Genomic DNA, 19,521 nt, shown 5'->3' with positions numbered 1-19,521 from the left:
GGCAGAGCGCGGCCTCACTCAAATCACATTCAATTCCCGGAACGCCCGCCCCTCGGCGACCCGGCTGTAACCAAACGCCGAGCAATCCACCGTGCGGTAGCCGCCATGCACGATCAGCTCGGCCAGCGCCTTGCCGACCGCCGGCGCCTGCTGCAGGCCGTGGCCTGAGAATCCGTTGGCGAACAGGAAATTGCCGACCTGCGGATGCGGCCCGATCACCGCGTTCTGGTCGAGCGTGTTGTAGTCGTAATGGCCGGCCCAGGCGCGCGTCGGCTTGATCGCCTCGAAGGCGGGGATGCGGGTCGCCAGCACCGGCCAGATCACCTCTTCGAACAGCGGCCAGTCGACGTCGAAATCCTTGGGATCAGCGGGGCCGTCGCCCTCTTCCGGCTCGGCGCCGCCGGTGAGGTAGACCGAGCCTTCCGGCCTGACATAAATTCCGGAGGGATCGACCAGCAGCGGCATGTCAGAATATTTCTCGCGCGCCTCGAAGACGAAGACGTTGCGCTTGCGCGGCTCGACGGGCAGCGCGAGCCCGGCAAAAGCCGCGACCTTGCCGGCATTCGGCCCGGCGGCGTTGACGACGATGCCGGCCTCCAGCGTCTGACCATTGTCGAGGGAGACACCGGTTATGCGGTTGCCGTCACGCGCAATAGCAGTGACCGAAGCGGTGATGAAATCGATTTTCTTGTCGCGCAGCGCCTTGCGGAACAGCATCAGCATCGCATGCGCGTCGAACCAGCCTTCGCCGGTCCGGCCATAGGCGCCGGCGGAAATGCCCTCGGTCGACAGCCACGCGAAGCGCCGCGTCAGCTGCTCGGCGTCCTCGAACACGATGTCGGCGCCCTCGGCGATCTGCGCCTCGTGATTGGCCTTGAGGATCGGTAAGCCATTCTCACCGGCGAGAATGAGATAGCCGCCCTCGCGGAAACCGATATCGGCGTCGGCACCGAACTCTTCCTTGAGCCGCCGGAACAGTTTCAGCGTGAATTGCGACAGCCGGATGTTTTCGGGAATGGAGAATTGCTGACGGATCGAGGCCATGGACAGCGTCGTTGCCGCGTGGGCGAATTGCGGATCGCGCTCGATCAGCGCGATCGAGCCGGAAAACCCTTCCTCGCGCAGATAGTAGGCGATCGAGGATCCGACGATGGCCCCGCCGATGATGACGATGTCGTAGCGCACGCTTTTGCCTTTCCAAGCCTGGTGCATGATCCCGAAAAGTGGGTACCGGTTTCGGAATCAGGCTCCAATTTCATACAACCGGCAGATTGATCTCGAAGCGCGTGCCGCGTTCGGAGTCAACCAGCCTGATCGTACCATCATGCGCTTTCAGGAGGGCCAGCACGATGCCGAGGCCCATGCCGGTGCCGCCCGAATCGCGCCGCGTGGTGAAAAACGGCTCGAAGATGCGCGCCCGGTTGCTCGGCGAAATGCCGGCGCCGTCGTCATCGACCAGGATGGTCGCTCTGCCCTGGGCGTTCGCCGCCGTGACCGAAACCTGCGTCGCGCCATGCCGGGCCGAATTGTCGAAGAGATTGGCAAGCACGATGGCCCCATTCTCGGCCGATATGCGCAAGGTCAGATCGCCGCCGGCCTCGACGCGGACCGCCAGCCTGTTGTCGACCGGGAGCAGCGCCAGCACCGCAGCAATCGAGGTGCTTTCGCCGCTCGGCCCCCGGTTTTCGGCGCGCGCCAGCTCGAGCAGGCGCCGCACCAGCAGATTGAGCCGCCCCGCATCGGTGACGATATTGTTGGAGAATCGCCGCCGCTCGGCATCGTCCATCGCCGAGCCGGAATCGCGCAGCAGCTCGGCCGCGCCCTGGATCGCCGTCAGCGGCGATTTGAGCTCGTGCGAGACATGGGTGGCGAAAGTCTGGATGCTGTCCGATCGTGCCTGCAGTTTTTCGGCCATGTCGAGGAAGGCGGCGGAAAGCTCCGCCATCTCGTATGTGCCGTGATGATCGAGCGGCCGGATGGCGTCGCGATCGCCGGCGGCAATGCGCTGGGTGCGGTCGATCAGCGCATAGATCGGGCGGCTGACGGTACGCAGGAAGACCAGGCCGATGAGCAGCGTGCCGCCAAGGATGGCGATCGCCGCCAGGGTCACCTTGCCGCGCTCGCCATAGAGATGTTTTACAATGTTGTTGGGCGTCCGCGAGACATAGACCACGCCGACGACCCGGCCGTCGACGGCCACCGGCAGGGCGACGAAGACACGCACCTTGGTGCCACGGCTGACCGAATAGAGCGGCGGCGTGGGCTGGTCGGGGATGCGCAGCCTGAGTGCGCTGGCATAGCGCCCGGCGAGCGCCTCGCGCACCTCCTCGACCTCGCCAAGCGACTGCCCCACCTCGTTACGGCCGGCAATGACGACGCCTTTGGGGTCGAGCAGCCGGAAGCCGGCCAGCGTGGTTTTCTGCGTGGCGTCGAGAATGCCGGACAGGCGCGCGCCGATCGCGGCGAAGGCAGGATCGGCAGTCGCGGCCTCCGCCGCCGGCCGGGTCGGAAGCACATAATCCGAAGCGAGATCGAGACGCGGCTCGATCGGGCGGTAGTCCGGGTCGATACTTCGGCCCGGATTGGCGCTCCGGCTCGCGCCTACGTTTGCCTGCGGCATCGGTGCGCCGAGCTTGTCCGGCGCAATGCCGGCGTCACGCACATCCTGCGCATAGATGGCGGCGATGGCGGCACCTTGCGCGATCAGCTCCGCTTCGGTCTGGCGGATCAGCTGGTTCTCGTAGAGCCGGAAGAAGAACAGGCCGACCAGCGGCAAGGCCATCACCATGATCAGGATGGCGACGACGACCGTGGCGAGACGCGGCCGCCACTTGCGGCCAATCCATTTGCGCGAGGTTGTCAGCCGCATCGGCCGAGCCGGAAGCCGACGCCGTGCACGGTCTCGATGACATCCGGGCAACCCAACGCCGCCAGCTTGGCGCGGATGTTGCGGATATGGCTGTCGACGGTGCGGTCGGCGACATGGACCTTGCCGGCATAGGCACTGGCCATCACCGCGTCGCGATCGAGCACATGCGTGGGCCGCGCCAGAAATCCCTTCAGGATCGAGAACTCTATCCCCGTCAGGGCAAGCGGTTTGCCATCGAAGCTGGCGGCATGGCTGGCCGGCGCCAGGGCAAGCTTGCCGTGCGCGAACTGCCTGTCGTCGGCCGGTTCGGCCGGCGCCGGGCGGGCGCGCCGCAGGATGACGTTGACGCGGGCGACCAGCTCGCGCGGGCTGAACGGTTTTGTCACATAGTCGTCGCCACCCATTTCGAGCCCGAGGATGCGGTCGATCTCCTCGTCACGCGCCGACAGGAACAGCACCGGCACATCGGATGTGTGCCGCAGCCGCCGGCAGACCTCCAGCCCATCCATCTCCGGCATGCCGATGTCGAGCACGACGAGATCGGGTGCCCGGCGTCCGATCGCTTGCAGGGCGGCGGCGCCATCGGCCACCGCTTGCGTCCGCATGCCGGCCTTTTCCAGCGCGAAGCAGATCACTTCGCGGATGTGTGGATCATCGTCGGCGACGAGGATGTGATGCGGCATGGATCAGCGGCCCGGAACGTAAGGTTCGGTGGCAGAGGGAATCACGAGCGGGCCTCTCCTGTCGAGATAACGATTGAGCCGCCAGTCGCGAAAGCTCCAGGCCCGCCAGTTCTGCTGCAGGGTGCGATACCAGCCTTCGTCGCTGCCGCGCACTCCCGCCAGCTCGCGGAAGTTCGGATCATTGGCGGCAGCAGTCCGGCTCTGATGCTCGAGGAAACGATCAAGCGCCGGAAACGCGTCCGGACCGAGCGAACGCAGATACCAGGTGTCGAGGGTGATGCCCCGGCCGGTCATTTCGAGGGAATGGTCGACATTGTAATTGGCGATCGTTGCTGCGAAGTTGATGTAACAGCAGGCATAAAGCGTCGCCGATAACGTCAGAAGATTGGCGGACAGCAGCCATTCGTTGGATTTTCCAAGCGCGATGCGGGCGATGATCAGGGCAAGGCCGGCCGCCACCAGCCCCATCCAGACAAAAGCGGCGACGCGCCAATAGGTCAGCGCATAGATGCCGATATAGAGGTCGAGGCGCAGGATCGACGAGATGACCAGCATGATGTTCTGCGCCACCCAGGCATAGACCAGCCGGCGGATGACCGGGTCGGCTGATGTCGCGCTGCCGGGCCGCAGCGCCGCCAGCACGAAGCCGGCGGCAAGCAGCGCGGTGACGATCAGGGGATAGGCGCCGCGATGCGCATAGGCGGCGTAGCTCAGTCCGTCGGGAAGGGCGGCCCCGCCCCACAGATAGGCGGCGTCGAGTCCGGTCTGCAGCGCAAACAGCATGTTGAAGATGACAAGCGCGCGAAGAATGGCCGCCTTGCCGAACAGGATGTCCTCGATGTTGGTGACGGTTCCCTCGGATCGAGCGCTGACGTCAGCCACCGGCGCCGCGCGCGGGAGACGACGGAACAGGCGCGGCAGGCGTGGCCGCAGGAAGGCCCAGACGCCGGCGAGCACGAACAGCCAGAAGGCAATCCGCGCCAGCTGGATGAGATCGAGCAGCTTCAGAAGGTCGATCAGCGACAGCCAGTAGTCGATGACCGGGTTGGCGGCGCCGAACAGCGTCAGGAAGACCGCGCCCAAGGTCAGCGGCATGACCCAGACAGCGAGCGCCGCCAGCCGGATGCGGCGCCGGCCGAACCGTCGTGCCGTCTTGCGCCAGCGGATGAAATCCCGAATGAACCGAAACGGCGCCGCCAGCAGGAACAGCCCGATCTGGCCGGCAATGCGAGCGATGCTGTGTCGCAGACGGCCGCTGAGCGAAAGCGCGAAGACGATCATGGCCGCAAGCGCGACCGACACGGACAAGGCGCTGACATTTTCCGTGAGCGGCAGCAGCGCGACAAGCAGAGCGGCAGGCTTGATCCACAGCCTGCCGTCGTTGAAGGCCGCGGGATGCATGGCCACGACGGCAGCGGCAATCAGGATGGCGAACAGGAAAACCGTGATGCCGACGGGCTGACCGTAGAACAGGAAATCCGCCAGTGCTGCCAGCAGCACGGCAACGCCGAAGCGGCTGCAGTAGCTCGGCGCGGCGGTGAACAACGATGTCATGACCTGGCCTTCCCAATGGCGTTGAGCCTGGTCGTCGGCGGGCTCCTGCGGACGAAGGGAATGAGGATCGCCGTGGGATTCGCGCGCGGCGGATCGACCAGCCACCAGCCTTCGCAACGCAGCCGATAGGGCAGGGACCAACGGGGTTTTGCTCGCTTTTCCATGCCGCCTGTCTCGCAGGCCGACAGGGAGATGGCGGGGCGAATGCGAGGAGGTTTTCCGTAAGCGTGTGCAGTTTTCGTGCAGGGGCACGCTTTACTGCTGGTGTACTGCCCGCCCTTCTTTCCGAGCGTTGGCGCTGCCTCTCACCTGCCTGCCGGCATCCTCTCCCCGTAAACGGGGCGAGGGACGCTCGTCGCCGCTTTCGCCAATCCTCGGTGTTACAGGAAGGGAGCCGAGGTTGCGGCCAGCCTCTTTCGCCCCGTTTACGGGGAGAAATGCCCGGCAGGGCAATGAGGGGCAGCGCAAGCTTTCGCGGTCAGCTCGTATCAGGTACCGGTCGGACGCTTGCCTCCACCAGCCGCACGCGGCATAGATCGAACATGGATACCTATCGCCCGCGCCGTTCGGTGCTCTACGTCCCGGCCTCCAACGACAAGGCCTTGGCCAAGATCGCGCAGCTTTCCTGCGACGCCGTCATCATCGACCTCGAGGATGCCGTCGCCCCGGCCGACAAGGTTGCCGCGCGCGAAAAGCTGGCGGGAATTTTCGCCAACCGCCCGGTTGCCAACCACTTCGGCCACCGCTGCGAGATGGTCGTGCGCGTCAACGCGCTGGCCAGCGAATGGGGCGCCGCCGACCTGCTGGCCGCGGCAGGCTGCGAGCCGGATGGCATCCTCTTGCCCAAGGTCGACACGCCGCGCGACCTGCTCGAAGCCGGCGATGTGCTCGACGATAATTTTGCCCCCGACAGCGTGAAACTATGGGCGATGATCGAGACGCCCAAGGCACTGCTCAACATCGGCACTATAGCCGAACTTGGTCGGGATCCGGCCTCACGACTGGCTTGTTTCGTTGCCGGAACGAATGATTTGGTCAAGGATACCGGCGTGCTGGCAACACCTGACCGACGCTATCTCGTGCCGTGGCTGATGCAGATGGTGCTGGCCGCGCGTGCCGGCGGTCTCGACATGCTCGATGGCGTCTCCAACGATTTTCGCGACCTCGACGCCTTCGCCCGAGAATGTGTGGAAGCGGCCGCCATGGGATGCGACGGCAAGACCCTCATCCATCCGGCCCAGATCGAGGCGGCGAACCACGCCTTTGCGCCGACCACTCAAGCCGTGGCCGAGGCGCGCCTGGTCAGCCAGGCCTTCGCGCTTGCGGAGAACACCGGCAAGGGCGTGATCGCGCTGAATGGCAAGATGGTCGAGCGGCTGCATCTGGCGCAGGCTGAAAAACTGCTGGCGAAGGCAGCCGCCATCGGCGCATGATCCCGAACCGAAGGTCCGCGAAGCAAGAAGCGGGAACCGGTTTTCGAAAAAGATCATGCTCGAAACAAAGAAGACAGAGCACTCACGACAGGACTGAAAAATGAAACTCTACCGCTTTCTGACTGGCCCGGACGACGCCAGCTTCTGCCACAAGGTGACGGCGGCGCTGAACAAGGGCTGGCACCTGTTCGGCTCGCCGACCTATGGCTATGACAAGAAGGCCAAGGCCATGCGCTGCGGCCAGGCCGTGGTCAAGGATGTCGACGGTCAGGAATACGGGCCGGATACCAAGCTCAGCGACTGGTAGAGGAAAGCGCCGAGGCCCTCCTCTCTTCGTAGGGTTTATTCCGCCGCTTCCTCGATCCGCTCCATATCATCGTCCGACAGGCCGAAATGATGGCCGATCTCGTGGATCAGCACGTGGGTGACGATGTCGCCCAGCGTTTCCTCGTTTTCGGCCCAGTAGTCGAGCATGGCGCGGCGGTAGAGCGTGATGCGGTTCGGCCCTTCGCCGGTTTGCGGATTCCAGCGTTCGGCGATACCGCGTCCTTCGAACAGGCCGAGCAGGTCGAACGGCGTTTCCAGCGACAAATCGTCCATGATCTCGTCGGTCGGGAATTCGGCGATCTGGATGATGATCTCGCCGGTCAGCTTGCGGAACTCCTCCGGCAGGTGGGCGTAGGACTCCAGCGCCAGGAACTCCAATTCCTCCATGGATGGCGAGAACTGGTCGTGCCAGGTGCGGGTCTTGTAGATGCGGGCCATGCTTTGTCCTTTGAACCCGGCATATAGGCTTTCGCACTGGAATCGGCAAATGACGCGGCGGCTGCTCCAGCCCCATCGAGCCAGGAAGGAATAAATTCCTTGTGACTCTGCTTGACTCTTCCGACCGCCTCTGGAATCTATAGGAACATAACAGGAACAATTGTGAGTGGAAGCTGACCGTCATGGCGATGACCGCCGTGGCGCGGGAGACTGTTTTTGCCCTGCGCCGCCAGATCGCGAAGATCGAGGGAACGCTGCCCGAGCGCCTGCAGGCGCCGGCTGGCGCGCCCCTTGATGCCGATGTCAGCGCGGATCTCGCCTCCAACACCGATCTTACAATCGTCCGGCGCGGCATTGCCGCGGCGTTGCCGGATGCCTTCCTGCCCACCGGCGTCGAACGGCTCGATGCCGCCCTGAGCGGCGGCCTGCCGAAAGCCGCCCTGAGCGAAATCCATGGCACGCAAACCCGCGATGCCGGAGCCGTCGCCGGCTTCGCGCTGTCGCTCACAAGCCTGATCCTCAAGCAGGCGCAGGGGCTGCCGGTGCTGTGGATCGGCACGTCGGAGATTTTCCGCGAGGCCGGCTTTCCCTATGCCAGGGGGCTTCGGGCCTCGTTCGGCATCGAGCCCGAACAATTGCTGTTTTCCGAGGCGCCAAAACTTGTCGATGCGCTGTGGGTCGCCGAGGAGGCCGCCCGGATGACGGCGCTCGCCGCCGTCATCCTTGAAATCCGCGGCAATCCGCAGCGGCTGGACCTGACCGCGACGCGCCGGCTGCATGCAAGGGCGCTAGGTGCCGGCCGGCCGGTGTTCCTGCTGCGGCAGGCGGCGGAGCCCGAGCCGACGGCGGCACCCGTCCGCCTCATCGTCGCTTCGGCGCCGGCAACACCGCGCGACACCATCGCCGGGCCGCTCGCCGGCTCGATCGGCCGCCCGGCCTTCACCGTCACCATCGGCAAGAGCCGCACGGCCCTGCCTGGACAATTCACACTGGAGTGGAACCCCGATGAACGCGTATTCGACGAAAGAGCGGGCGACGAAAGAAGGGACGAGGAAAGACGGACAAAGAATCCTGTCCCTGTGGTTTCCCTATCTGGCAGCGGAAAGGATCCTGCGGCAGCGTCTGGGGCGGTCTTGGCGTTCCCGGCCGTCGGATCACCTGCCGCACCCACCGCTCGTGATCAGCCACCGCCAAGGCAACGCGCAGCGCATCTCGGCCCTCGACGAGCGGGCTGAGGCGCTGCACCTGAAGCGCGACATGGGCATCGCCGATGCGCGCGCCATGTATCCGTCGATCGACATCGTCGAAGCCGATCCGGAGGCCGACCGCCGCCTGCTCGAAGGTCTTGCCGACTGGTGCGACCGCTACACCCCGCTGGTGGCGCTGGACAGTGCCGACGGCCTGTTTCTCGACATCACCGGCTGCACCCATCTGTTCGGCGGCGAACGCGCCATGCTGGACGACATCCTGTCGCGCTTCTTCCATCAGGGTTTCGATGTCCGCGCCGGGCTTGCCGCCACGCCGGGCGCGGCCTGGGCGGCGGCACGGTTTTGCAGCGACCGCATAGTCGATGGCGGCGAGGAGGAGGCGCTGCTCGCGCCCTTGCCCCTGGCCGCATTGCGTATAGCGCCGGAAACCCGCGCCAGCCTGGAAAGCGTCGGCCTGCGCACGGCGGGCGCCGTCATGGCCGCACCGCGCGCGCCGCTCGCCCGCCGCTTCGGCGCCTCCTTGCTGCTGCGCCTCGACCAGGCGCTTGGCCGTCTCGACGAGGCCGTCTCGCCGCGCCTTTCCGTCGCGCCGCTTTCGGTCGAACGCCATCTGGCCGAACCCGTCACCCTGACCGAGGATATCGAGCGGCTGGTGGGCATGCTGGCGACGACATTGAAGACCGACCTCGAGCGTCGCGGCGAGGGCGCCAGGACGCTGGCGCTGCTGCTCTTTCGCGTCGACGGCGCCGTCAGCCGCATCGCGCTCGGCACCTCGCGGCCGATGCGCGAGCCGATGCTGATCCAGAAATTGTTCCATGAACGGCTGGCCGCCCTCGAGCAGGATATCGATGCCGGCTATGGCTTCGATCTCGTCCGGCTCTCGGTGCTGGCGGCGGCCGCCTTCGACATGCAGCAGGCCGACCTTGCCGGCGAGACGACCGACGACGGCGCCGATATCGCGCTGTTCGCAGACCGCATCCGCGCCCGGCTCGGCGACGGCGCGGTTTTGCGACCGGTCACCGTCGAAAGCCATCTGCCGGAACGCGCCGTCGCCACGATCCCCTTCACCGAAGCCCCGCGCCGGACCACGCCGCCGAAGAAGCCCGACAGGATGCAGGCTCCGGTGACGGTCTTCCCGCCGGAACGGCCGATCCGGCTTTTCCGCTCACCCGAACCCATCGATGTGCCGGCCACCGAAATGCCTGAGGGCCCGCCGCTGAATTTCCGCTGGCGGCGCGCGCTCTACCGGGTCACGCGCGCCGAGGGGCCGGAACGCATCGCGGCCGAATGGTGGCATGAAGCCGCAAGCGACGAGGCGGCATCGACGCGCGACTATTTCCGCATCGAGGATGCCGACGGCCGCCGCTACTGGCTCTACCGGCAGGGCCTCTACGGCGGCTCGCAGGTGCCGCCGCGCTGGTTCATGCATGGTGTCTTCGCATGAACGCGCTGACCGTCATTCCCTATGCCGAGTTCGGCATCCAGTCGAATTTCTCCTTCCTGCGCGGCGCCTCCAAGCCCGAGGAGCTGGTGGTCGCGGCCAAGCTTCTGGGCTTCTCGGCGATCGGGCTTGCCGACCGCAACACGGTGGCTGGCGTGGTGCGCGCCTGGCAGCAGGCCAAGGTCGAGACGCTTTCTTATCACCCCGGTTGCCGGCTGGTTTTTGGCGACGGCACGCCGGACATTCTCGCCTATCCGCAGGACCGCAAGGGCTGGGGGCATCTCTGCCGCATGCTCACCCAAGCCAATCTGCGCGATGAAACCGAAAAGGGCGCCACCCTTCTTCAGCGCGGCGACCTCCTCGAATGGGGAGGCCTGATGTCGCTGGCGGTCCTGCCCGATCTGTCGACGGGCGCGCAGGACAGTCTCGCTTTGCTTCGCCAGCTCAAGGACCGCTTCGGCAGGAACCTGCGGCTCGGTGTCTCGCCTTGCTATGCCGGCAATGACCGCTTCCGGATCGAGCAGGCGGCAGCACTGGCGGAGATCGCCGGCATCCCGCTGATGGCGACCAACGACGTCCTCTACCACACAGCGGAACGACGCCCGTTGCAGGACGTGCTGACCGCGATCCGCCTCAACACGCCCGTCGCCGAGGTCGGGCTGCAGCTGGCCGCCAATGCCGAGCGCCATTTGAAGCCGCCGATGGAGATGGCGCGCCTGTTCCGCCGACATCCCCAGGCACTGGCCGAGACCTTGCGCTTCGCACAGGAGCTGACCTTCTCGCTCAGCGACCTTCAGTACAACTACCCCGATGAACCGACGGAATCGGGGCTCGGGCCGCAGGCCGAGCTGGAAAGACTGGCGCGGGAGGGGGCGGCCAACCGTTATCCGGCGGGCGTGCCTGCGTCCGTGACCAAGCGCATCGAGGAAGAGCTCGCTCTCATCGAACGTCTCAACTACGCCCGCTATTTCCTGACGGTTTATGACATCGTCAAATACGCCCGCAGCCAGGACATCCTCTGCCAGGGCCGTGGTTCGGCCGCCAATTCGATCGTCTGCTTCTGCATCGGCATCACCGAGGTCGGGCCGGACAGGATCGACACGCTTTTCGAGCGCTTCATTTCCGAGGAGAGGAACGAACCACCGGACATCGACGTCGACTTCGAGCATGAGAAGCGCGAAACCGTCATCCAGTACATCTACGAGAAATACAGCGCCAAGCGCACCGCGCTTGCCGCCGCCGTCATCAGCTATCGCGGCCGCTCGGCGCTGCGCGAAGTATCCAAGGCGATGGGCCTGTCGGAAGATGTAAGGGGGTCGTTGTCCGGCTCGATCTGGGGCTGGTCGACCTCGGAGCTCGGCGAAAAGGAAGCCAGGGCCGGCGGCCTCGACCGGACCGACCCGGTGTCGCGACACGTGATCGAACGCGCCAACGAGATCATGGGCTTCCCCCGTCACCTCTCCCAGCATGTCGGCGGCTTCGTCATCACCAGGGACCGGCTCGACGAGATCGTCCCCATCGTCAAGACGGCGATGGACGAGCGCAAGATGGTCGAATGGGACAAGGACGATCTCGACGCGGTGAAGATTCTCAAGGTGGATGTGCTGGCGCTCGGCATGCTGACCTGCCTGAAGCGCGCCTTCACCCTGCTTGAAGATCATTATCCCAAGGCACGGGACAGATATGGCCGACCCTATGTGCTGGCCACCCTGCCGCCGGAGGATGACGACGTCTACGACATGATCTGCCGCGCCGACACGCTCGGCGTCTTCCAGATCGAATCGCGTGCCCAGATGTCGATGCTGCCACGGCTCAGGCCGCGCACCTTCTACGACCTCGTCATCGAGGTGGCGATCGTGCGACCGGGTCCGATCCAGGGCGACATGGTTCATCCCTACCTGCGCCGCCGGCAAGGCAAGGAAAAACCCGAGTACCCAAAGCCGGAGCTGGAAGAGATCCTCGGCAAGACGCTGGGTGTCCCGCTGTTCCAGGAGCAGGCGATGAAGATCGCCATCGTCGCCGGCGGCTTCAGGCCGGGCGAGGCCGACGAATTGCGCCGCGCCATGGCCACCTTCAAGCGCACCGGCACCATCGGCAATTACCGCCAGCGCATGATCGACGGCATGGTCGGCAAAGGTTACACGAAGGACTTTGCCGAGCGCTGCTTCAAGCAGATCGAAGGCTTTGGCGAGTACGGCTTTCCCGAAAGCCATGCCGCCTCCTTCGCCCTGCTCGTCTATGCCTCCTGCTGGTTCAAGACCTTCTATCCCGACGTCTTCTGCGCCGCGATCCTGAATTCGCAGCCGATGGGGTTTTACCAGCCGGCCCAGCTCGTCCGCGACGCGCGCGACCATGGCGTCGACATCCGCGACGTCGACGTCAATTTCTCCGTCTGGGACTGCACTTTGGAAAAAGCGCCTTTCGACCCGGCCCGCATCCTCGCGCGCCATGCCGAAATGCGTGGCATCATCGAGACAAATCACGCGCTGCGGCTCGGCTTCCGTCAGATCAAGGGCCTGTCGGAGGAGCGCATGAAGATTTTCGTCGCCAGGCGTGGCGACGGCTACGAATCCGTCAGGGATGTCTGGCTGCGCTCCGGCCTCGATGTCGACGAGATCGAAAGGCTGGCGCAAGCCGACGCCTTCCGTTCGCTTGGCCTCGATCGCCGCGAGGCGCTGTGGGCGGTGCGCGCGCTCGACGGCAAGAGTGCCGCCGAAAGGCTGCCGCTGTTCGACCAGCCGGCGATCCGCCTGCGCGAGCTGGAGCCCGAGACGAAGCTGCCGAAAATGCCGCTCGGCGAGCATGTCATCCACGACTACCGCTCGCTCGGCCTGTCGCTGAAGGCGCATCCGGTTGCCTTCCTGCGCGAGCGGCTCGACCGGGCCGGCGTCACGCCCAATGCCAACCTGCCTTCAGTGCGCGACGGCAGGCGGGTCTCCGTCGCCGGGCTTGTCCTGGTGCGGCAGCGGCCCGGCAAGGGCAACGCGATCTTCCTGACGCTGGAGGACGACAAGGCCGTCGCCAATGTCATCTTCTGGGAGAGAACCTTCACCCGCTATCGGCCCATTGTCATGGGCGCGCGGTTCGTCCGGGTCACCGGGAAATTACAGTCGGAATCGGGTGTGATCCACATCGTCGCCGAGAAGATCGAGGATCTGACGCCCTGGCTGACCGTGCTTCTGGAGAAGGTCAGCGAGGCCAGACCGTTGATCGCCGGCCCCCCGGCCGCCAAGGAGGGACCGGATCGCGATGGCCGACCCGCGCTGCGGAACGCGCCGATCGGAAAGGATCTCGCAACGCTGTCGGAAGAAGCGGAGAGGGTCATGCCCAAGGGGCGGAATTTTCAGTAGACGCAGCCCACGCTTTCGGCACCCAACCTTCGTCATCCACGGGCGGAGCAGGAGCGAAGCGACGTCGCGGAGACCCGAGGATCCATGCCGCGACATCGACCAAAGAATGCCACGGTCCTGAATGGTAACTTCATCCCACGCCTGTGGCAGCCACCTCTCACCGTGCCACGTGTCGCGCTCCACACCGAAGGGAAGAAGCCCTCGATTTTGGCCCGCCTTCGTGTGTCACATGCGTCACGGCATGGATCCCAGGGTCTCCGCGACGCCGCTGCGCGGCTGCTCCGCCCTGAGATGACGAAGTGAAGGATGGCTCTGCCAATTACGAAGGCCCACTCAAACGCGGCGGGGACAGTACGTCCTCCACTGACAACGTCCGCGCTTCCGAAGGCAGCATGATCGGGATGCCGTCGCGCACCGGATAGGCGAGCTTGGCGATCCTCGATATCAGCTCGCCGCGCTCGGGATCCCAGGTCAACGGCCCCTTGGTCAGCGGGCACGCCAGCAGCTCCAGCAGCTTGGGGTCGACATTGACCTTCTTCCCGTCCCGTCCGTCCGCTGCCATCGTGTCCTCTTCTCAGTCAACTGCAGACCCGAGATGTGTTGAGGTTCAGGTCAGGCCAGAAGCGTGGAAAATCGCCGTTTGCAGGCCGGCTGAATATCGGCGCATCTTACTGCAGGCTCGAGCCGAAATCCTCATTCTCGCGCGCCAGCGCCATTTCGGTGATGGCGATCAGCGTCTCGGCCCGCGTCTTCAGGTCCGCCGCTTCGAGCAACGCCTGTTTCTCGGCCGGCCCATAGGGCGCCATCATTGACAGCGCGTTGACCAGCATGGCGTTTTCGGCGCGGCTGACACTTTCCCAGTCGGCTTCCAGGTCATTGGCCTGCAGATAGGCGCGAAATGCCCGGAGCAACGACGGCCGGTCGATCTCGCTCGCCGCCTGGTCTTCATGGAGATCGGCGAGAAAAGGAGCCGGCTTGCACTGGCGAAACGGTGTCTTGACCGTCAATTCATGGGCGATGCGGAACCGGCACACGCCCTGCAGCGAAATCAGGTAGCGGCCGTCGCCGGTCTCGGAAAAGGCGATGATGCGGCCGGCGCAGCCGACATTGCAGAGCTCCGGCTCGCCATCGGCGCGCAGCGCGCCATCGAGGCTGGGCTGGATGATGCCGATGAGGCGCGAGCCGGCAATCGCCTCGTCCACCATCTGCAGATAGCGCGGCTCGAAGATGTTGAGCGGCATGCGGCCGCCCGGCAAGAGCAGCGCTCCGGCAAGCGGAAAGATCGGAATCGTCGACGGCAAATCCGTATCCAGCCGGTAGTGCGCGTTTCCCGCTTGCACCTATTCCTCCGATCGCTTCATCGAGAAGCGCCAATTCCTGTCTTATCTGGCGCGGTCATCGCCGACCGCAAGCCCGTGCGGCAAAACAACCGCCGCTCAGGAGAACAGCAGCGACGACAATTTGCGCCGCGCCGCCAGCGTCGCCTCGTCGGTCATGCCCCATGCCTCGAACAGTTGCAGCAATTGCGTCTTGGCGCCATCGTCGTTCCACGCCCGGTCGGCCTTGATGATGGCCAGCAGATTGTCGGCCGCCGCCGTGCGCTCACCCCTGGCGTTCTGGATCATGGCGAGATCGAAACGCGCCTGGTGATCGCCAGGGTTTTCGGCCAGGCGCCGCTCGAATTCGGCCGGATTGCCAAGCGCTGCCGCCTGCGCCGCCAGCGCGATCTTGGCGCGCAGGGCTGCCAGCGGCGGCGCGTCCTTCTTGGCCTCCGGCGCTCCAGCCAGCAACGCCTCGGCGCCCTCGGTGTCGCCCGCCTCGAACAACAGGTCGCCCAGCCCGGCGATCGCCTCGATCGTCTCCGGCGCCTGAGCCAGGATGGCGTCGTAGATATCGGCAGCCGTCTGCATGTCGCCGGCGTCGCGCGCCTCGGTTGCCGCTGCCAGGGCTTCGGCCACCGGCGGCGCGCCATTGCCCTTGCCGCCCACTTTGGTGATGAATTCGGCGATCTGGCTCTCGGGAATGGCGCCCATGAAGCCGTCGACCGGCTGGCCGTCCTTGAAGGCGATGACCGCCGGGATCGACTGGATGCCCAGCTGGCCGGCGATCGACGGGTGGTCGTCGATGTTCATCTTGACCAGCTTGACCTTGCCGCCTGCGGCCCTGACGGCCTTCTCCAATTGCGGGGTCAATTGCTTGCAAGGCCCGCACCACGGCGCCCAGAAATCGACCAGCACCGGCTGGCGGCGCGATTCCTGGATGACGTCGGCGGCAAAGGCGGCGGTCGTCGTGTCCTTGATGACATCGCCGGCGGGGGCGGGCGCGCCGCCGAGCGCGACTTTCGCCGGCGCGGGCGCGGTTCCACCATACTGCACGGTGGTGGCGTACTGGCCGCCATTGCCACCAAAGGGGCCGCCAAACGGTTTGTTGTCGCTCATCTCTTTACCCTTCCATGGCACGGCCGGCCGGCGGCCCAGCGCCATATCCCTTGAAGCATCGATTTCAAGCCATCCATGTGGCGATCATGCGGAGACTTTCAAGATAGCAGCATCGTGCCCGGTTGCCTCGACGAATTTGATCAGGTCCGCCGCCGCGATCGATGTCGTCGCCTCATTGGTCAGCGGATGCGCGTTGATCACCGTATTCTCCATCAGCGCCCTGTCGAGCACGACCTTGACCCTGCCCGCCGTGTCGTTGATCAGGCCAAAGACCGTGACGGCGCCCGGCACGACGCCGAGCAGCTCCATCAGCATCTCCGGCCTGCCGAAGGAGACACGCCCGGCGGCGCCGATCTCGTGGTGGATCTGCTTGAGGTCGACGGCCGCGTCCTCGCCAACGGTGACCAGGAAAAAATTGTCCTTCTTGTCCTTCAGGAACAGGTTTTTGGTGTGCCCACCGGCGATTTCACCGCGCAGCGCCTGCGAATCGGCAACTGTGAACAGCGGCGGATGGCGGCGCGTCGAGGCGGCAATCCCGAGGTCGGCAAGAAAGCTCATCAATTCGGCTTCGGTCTTCGGCATCGATTTTCTTCTTCGTCCCGTTTCCTGCCATGCCGTTTACGGCCAATGGTGCGGCCGACACAAGACCGTCATGCGACATGATGGTCAACGCACCCGCCACATAGTGCCGGCGGCCTGCCGGCGTCGCCCGCCGCGTTGCAAAAAAGCCTGATATTTCCCTGTTGCAATCGCCGCGCTCTTCAGCCATATAGGCCCGGCTTGCGGCCAAGACGCCGTGTGAGCGGGTGTAGCTCAGGGGTAGAGCACAACCTTGCCAAGGTTGGGGTCGAGCGTTCGAATCGCTTCACCCGCTCCAATTTCCTCCCAGGGAATCAAGCATCGAAAAGCCGCGGACATCCGCGGCTTTTTCGCATTTTGGGGTCACTGGAACCACAGCTACTGAAAACGGCTCGGAAGGCCGGGGTTACCACGCGGTTACCAGTCCCCAGCATACAAATATCGAATGCAGGCGGTTGCCGAGACGACTTCTGTCTCAATCACTAGCGACTGTCACAGCCTCCTCCAGAAAAAATCCTTCTTCTTCATCTGCCGACAAAGCGCCGGCATCGACGATCTGAGCGCCTTCCGCTGCGGCCGCTTCAGCGTCCGGACCCTTATCTTGGTCTTGTGGCTTCTTCGGGGGATGAATTGGTCGAAAGACATTTCGAAAATCATCGTTGTCGTTTAGGCGCACGAGGACAGGGTTTTCGCAGGATGATGCTTTTCCGAATATCACTGCATAACGCGGTTGAAGCGACGGAAGCACACTTGCGTAGTCTGACCCTATGTAGTTGCCGAGGAACTCGCGTCCGGTGTCATCAAAGGTCCGCATCGCGAAAATCGTATTACACTGATTCAAGATAGTTTTCGTCACGTTCGCCGTACGTTGGGTGATCAACAGGCAACCCAGCCCATATTTACGACCTTGCAAAATCGCGCGTGCACTGCTCGCGGTCGCGGTTCGATCTCCCTCCTGAGCGACCGAGTTCCATTCGGGAACAAGAGTGTGCGCTTCTTCATACACCAGGCACATGCGAGCCTTATCTGTCATCCCTAATTCCTGGCAGACTATGAGCGCAGCCTCTGAAAAAACGGCTGTTATCTCGGAAGGGGATAGGCGCATAAGTTCGGCGTCACCATCCTTCATGAAGGATGGTTGCTTCGTCACCACAAATTGAGCGGGGTTTACTATCCGAAGGAAGTGGTCATCCACGCCAGACGCAAACTCTTTCAATTGCGCCAGCACCGCCTTTTTGAAGTCGTTGATTGATCCACCAAGCTGGCGGTTCTTATCCGGCTTGCCTCCCCGGCCCGCCGCGATAAGTTCATCTCGCTTCGCTGCCTCGTGCACAGGACTGATGAAGTCGCTGAGCATCACCTCGTATTGGTTGGTGAGATCAAGGCAGAACACCTTGATCCCCTCAGCGATCATACGCTCCACCAGCTCGATTGCCAGATAGCTCTTACCAACACCGAGAATGCCGAGGATAGCGGTGTTGTGGCTAACAGCAGGCGAGATGTCCACCCGTACACCGTAGGGGGTATTAGGAAAGTGGCCGATAGAGGCAGCTTCTGGTTCATGCCCTTCCGACTTCATGAGGAAGACAGGAGCATTTATCCTAGGAAGCCATGGAACCGGCGCGAACTTGCTATCTTCATGATTCCACGCTCCAATCTTGCGGGCCTTCGCGCGAGCATAGCCATACTTATTTTTTTGTTGGACAATTTCCTCACGAGTTAAACCCTCGATGATTTGATAAATGACGCTGCGCTGATCTCCGATCCGAGCCTCCACGAGGCATCCCTCTGATAACCCGCTTTCATCGACAACCTCAAACTGCATGTACTCGAGTGTGGTGTCGCTATCGACAATTCCGCAGAGCCGCTCGACCCACTGTAGTGCTGGAATTGCCTCTGCTTCTCCCGGCTCGATAGCCGCTAGGACCGCAATACCATCTTCTCCACCCCCAGCTATCGAGACCCGAGAGGCGATGCTGGCCGGCAATGGTGCAGTAACGGCACGCAGCAGATTGCCCTCGTCGCGCCCCACATAGTTCAAAGCGACTCCCAGTTGAGGCGGCCCGTGTTGATCCGAAATCACCATTGGTGTTCCTCTCGGGATGCGCCTCGCATCGTTCTGCCGGATCAGGACGATGCCTGGCGATTGGTAAGCAGCAATCGAGCCGACTATGTCCGTCTTGGCAATCGGATAGGGAAGGTTCGCAAGCCAAACAAAAAAAGCGACGGCTGACTCGAACGGCCTGAAGATTACGATCGCGGCGAGAGCTGTCATGATAGCGAACACCTCATGCGGCCTGTCTCTGTGGAACAACCAGACGGCGGCAATGATCAGCGCACTGAAAATGATGTTCGGGCTGCCTAATCCTTTTACAGCACGATCAAGGCCGCTAACCCATCTCCCCTGCCAAGCGCCTTGTGAGCGTCGAGCGATGATTACGACGACGGAGCCTGCGGACACGAACCCGCAGAATGCGGTGATTGCCCCAAGGACGTATGCGTCCGTTGTCCCCGCCTTGATGATTGGAAAGGCCGGTAGGATCGCCATCAGGGCAACAAAGCCGTTGGTGGCTGCATCTGCAGGTGCGGTGAAGTATGGGTTTAGGAGCCTGCTGCCGAATAGAAGACTCGCGATTCCGCCGTAGAGCCAAATTGCGTTCTCGTTGGGCGACAACCCTGTATTTACGCATTCATACTGCACGGCGAGAAGCGCAGCCAAGTAAATCGCCAGCGCTATCGCTCTAATCCTTGGTTCCGAATCCATTTTTCCCCCTAAACACCGACTATGCCGTTTTACCGGTCAGAGGAAAAGTGGAGTTATCGAAAGCTTCGGTGCAAGACAGATTAGAGGACTATATCCGGCGCGTTGCCAGCGCCTCAACCATAACCGCAACACGCTCAAGGTCGTCGTCAGGCAATACCGCGAGCGCTGCTATTGCCCGTTGCCGGGCAACGTTGTCCTGGCGCCCTATAGGCGCATTATCACCGCTCAGAAGGTCGTTTGGCGTCGTCGCCAGAACTGCGGCAATTCTTACTAGCGTCGTAAGGTCCGGTTCACGCCGCCCACTAACGTAGTTGCCGTATCGCCTCTCGCTCAACCCAGCGCGTCGTGCGACCTCCGCATTGGAAATGCCGAGTTCCTCCGCACGCTTCCTAAGGTTTGTCGCAAACAACTGCATCCGAACGAAATGTTCATGACAT

Annotated in this window: 16 protein-coding genes and 1 tRNA gene; 6 read left to right on the top strand and 11 right to left on the bottom strand. The window is 63.7% G+C overall.

Going from position 1 to position 19,521, the window contains the following annotated elements:
• Positions 1–18 precede the first annotated feature (18 nt).
• The 4 genes from BLS48_RS05310 to BLS48_RS05295 form a co-directional block, all read right to left on the bottom strand.
• Positions 19–1,185: an NAD(P)/FAD-dependent oxidoreductase gene (locus BLS48_RS05310; protein WP_091576222.1), complete on the bottom strand. Its 1,167-nt coding sequence runs from the start codon at positions 1,183–1,185 to the stop codon at positions 19–21.
• A gap of 70 nt (positions 1,186–1,255) precedes the next feature.
• Positions 1,256–2,869 (bottom strand): ATP-binding protein, encoded by a 1,614-nt coding sequence (locus BLS48_RS05305; protein ID WP_091575947.1) that lies wholly within the window; start codon positions 2,867–2,869, stop codon positions 1,256–1,258.
• Complete coding sequence (locus BLS48_RS05300; RefSeq protein WP_091575946.1) at positions 2,860–3,552, bottom strand: response regulator transcription factor; 693 nt, start codon at positions 3,550–3,552, stop codon at positions 2,860–2,862. The genes BLS48_RS05305 and BLS48_RS05300 overlap by 10 nt, the downstream gene beginning before the upstream one ends.
• A 3-nt stretch (positions 3,553–3,555) precedes the next feature.
• Positions 3,556–5,106 (bottom strand): DUF4153 domain-containing protein, encoded by a 1,551-nt coding sequence (locus BLS48_RS05295; protein ID WP_091575945.1) that lies wholly within the window; start codon positions 5,104–5,106, stop codon positions 3,556–3,558.
• A 542-nt stretch (positions 5,107–5,648) separates the two neighbouring features.
• Here BLS48_RS05295 and BLS48_RS05290 point away from each other — a divergent pair.
• Together BLS48_RS05290 and BLS48_RS05285 are read left to right on the top strand one after the other, a co-directional pair.
• Positions 5,649–6,539, top strand: a complete 891-nt coding sequence (locus BLS48_RS05290; RefSeq protein ID WP_167364954.1) for an HpcH/HpaI aldolase/citrate lyase family protein — start codon at positions 5,649–5,651, stop codon at positions 6,537–6,539.
• A 100-nt stretch (positions 6,540–6,639) separates the two neighbouring features.
• Entirely contained in the window at positions 6,640–6,846 is a 207-nt protein-coding gene (locus BLS48_RS05285) for a DUF1737 domain-containing protein (RefSeq protein ID WP_091575943.1), read from the top strand.
• Between the two features lie 35 nt (positions 6,847–6,881).
• Here the strand turns inward: BLS48_RS05285 and BLS48_RS05280 are convergent, their stop codons facing one another.
• A complete protein-coding gene (locus tag BLS48_RS05280; RefSeq protein ID WP_091575942.1) occupies positions 6,882–7,304 on the bottom strand; it encodes a metallopeptidase family protein in 423 nt (140 codons plus the stop codon).
• A gap of 182 nt (positions 7,305–7,486) precedes the next feature.
• On the opposite strand from BLS48_RS05280, the gene BLS48_RS36125 reads away from it, so the two are divergent.
• The 3 genes from BLS48_RS36125 to BLS48_RS05265 are packed head-to-tail and all read left to right on the top strand — an operon-like array spanning position 7,487 to position 13,303.
• Positions 7,487–8,539 carry an ImuA family protein gene (locus BLS48_RS36125; RefSeq protein ID WP_091575941.1) on the top strand — a complete coding sequence of 351 codons (1,053 nt, stop codon included), beginning with the start codon at positions 7,487–7,489 and terminating at the stop codon, positions 8,537–8,539.
• Positions 8,481–9,956, top strand: coding sequence for a DUF6504 family protein (locus tag BLS48_RS05270; RefSeq protein WP_244529516.1), 1,476 nt, complete (start codon positions 8,481–8,483; stop codon positions 9,954–9,956). The genes BLS48_RS36125 and BLS48_RS05270 overlap by 59 nt, the downstream gene beginning before the upstream one ends.
• Positions 9,953–13,303, top strand: coding sequence for an error-prone DNA polymerase (locus BLS48_RS05265; RefSeq protein WP_091575940.1), 3,351 nt, complete (start codon positions 9,953–9,955; stop codon positions 13,301–13,303). The genes BLS48_RS05270 and BLS48_RS05265 overlap by 4 nt, the downstream gene beginning before the upstream one ends.
• 319 nt (positions 13,304–13,622) lie before the next feature.
• Here the strand turns inward: BLS48_RS05265 and BLS48_RS05260 are convergent, their stop codons facing one another.
• The 4 genes from BLS48_RS05260 to BLS48_RS05245 all read right to left on the bottom strand — a co-directional run bounded on the left by BLS48_RS05260 (position 13,623) and on the right by BLS48_RS05245 (position 16,323).
• A complete protein-coding gene (locus tag BLS48_RS05260) occupies positions 13,623–13,865 on the bottom strand; it encodes a Trm112 family protein (RefSeq protein WP_091575939.1) in 243 nt (80 codons plus the stop codon).
• A gap of 106 nt (positions 13,866–13,971) precedes the next feature.
• Positions 13,972–14,643, bottom strand: a complete 672-nt coding sequence (locus BLS48_RS05255; protein WP_091575938.1) for an LON peptidase substrate-binding domain-containing protein — start codon at positions 14,641–14,643, stop codon at positions 13,972–13,974.
• A 96-nt stretch (positions 14,644–14,739) separates the two neighbouring features.
• Positions 14,740–15,741: a thioredoxin gene (gene trxA, locus BLS48_RS05250; protein ID WP_091576220.1), complete on the bottom strand. Its 1,002-nt coding sequence runs from the start codon at positions 15,739–15,741 to the stop codon at positions 14,740–14,742.
• Positions 15,742–15,825: 84 nt separating this feature from the next.
• Entirely contained in the window at positions 15,826–16,323 is a 498-nt protein-coding gene (locus tag BLS48_RS05245) for a prolyl-tRNA synthetase associated domain-containing protein (RefSeq protein ID WP_091575937.1), read from the bottom strand.
• A gap of 220 nt (positions 16,324–16,543) precedes the next feature.
• On the opposite strand from BLS48_RS05245, the gene BLS48_RS05240 reads away from it, so the two are divergent.
• Positions 16,544–16,618, top strand: a tRNA-Gly gene (locus BLS48_RS05240).
• A gap of 177 nt (positions 16,619–16,795) precedes the next feature.
• On the opposite strand, the gene BLS48_RS05235 is transcribed toward BLS48_RS05240, so the two are convergent.
• Entirely contained in the window at positions 16,796–19,084 is a 2,289-nt protein-coding gene (locus tag BLS48_RS05235; protein WP_091575936.1) for an ATP-binding protein, read from the bottom strand.
• A gap of 88 nt (positions 19,085–19,172) precedes the next feature.
• Positions 19,173–19,499: a helix-turn-helix domain-containing protein gene (locus BLS48_RS05230; RefSeq protein ID WP_091575935.1), complete on the bottom strand. Its 327-nt coding sequence runs from the start codon at positions 19,497–19,499 to the stop codon at positions 19,173–19,175.
• Positions 19,500–19,521 lie beyond the last annotated feature (22 nt).

Source organism: Mesorhizobium qingshengii, assembly GCF_900103325.1.
In the GTDB taxonomy this organism is placed as follows: domain Bacteria; phylum Pseudomonadota; class Alphaproteobacteria; order Rhizobiales; family Rhizobiaceae; genus Mesorhizobium; species Mesorhizobium qingshengii.
Note: the sequence above shows the minus strand (reverse complement) of the source record. Positions and strands in the feature narration are given on the sequence as shown.

Bases quoted from the DNA above. Each gene is read 5' to 3' on its own strand.
- BLS48_RS05285 (WP_091575943.1), top strand. From the start codon at position 6,640: ATGAAACTCTACCGCTTTCTGACTGGCCCGGACGACGCCAGCTTCTGC.
- BLS48_RS36125 (WP_091575941.1), top strand. From the start codon at position 7,487: ATGGCGATGACCGCCGTGGCGCGGGAGACTGTTTTTGCCCTGCGCCGC.
- BLS48_RS05235 (WP_091575936.1), bottom strand. From the start codon at position 19,084: ATGGATTCGGAACCAAGGATTAGAGCGATAGCGCTGGCGATTTACTTG.
- BLS48_RS05280 (WP_091575942.1), bottom strand. From the start codon at position 7,304: ATGGCCCGCATCTACAAGACCCGCACCTGGCACGACCAGTTCTCGCCA.
- BLS48_RS05230 (WP_091575935.1), bottom strand. From the start codon at position 19,499: ATGCAGTTGTTTGCGACAAACCTTAGGAAGCGTGCGGAGGAACTCGGC.
- BLS48_RS05305 (WP_091575947.1), bottom strand. From the start codon at position 2,869: ATGCGGCTGACAACCTCGCGCAAATGGATTGGCCGCAAGTGGCGGCCG.
- BLS48_RS05300 (WP_091575946.1), bottom strand. From the start codon at position 3,552: ATGCCGCATCACATCCTCGTCGCCGACGATGATCCACACATCCGCGAA.
- BLS48_RS05260 (WP_091575939.1), bottom strand. From the start codon at position 13,865: ATGGCAGCGGACGGACGGGACGGGAAGAAGGTCAATGTCGACCCCAAG.
- BLS48_RS05290 (WP_167364954.1), top strand. From the start codon at position 5,649: ATGGATACCTATCGCCCGCGCCGTTCGGTGCTCTACGTCCCGGCCTCC.
- BLS48_RS05245 (WP_091575937.1), bottom strand. From the start codon at position 16,323: ATGCCGAAGACCGAAGCCGAATTGATGAGCTTTCTTGCCGACCTCGGG.
- BLS48_RS05295 (WP_091575945.1), bottom strand. From the start codon at position 5,106: ATGACATCGTTGTTCACCGCCGCGCCGAGCTACTGCAGCCGCTTCGGC.
- BLS48_RS05265 (WP_091575940.1), top strand. From the start codon at position 9,953: ATGAACGCGCTGACCGTCATTCCCTATGCCGAGTTCGGCATCCAGTCG.
- trxA (WP_091576220.1), bottom strand. From the start codon at position 15,741: ATGAGCGACAACAAACCGTTTGGCGGCCCCTTTGGTGGCAATGGCGGC.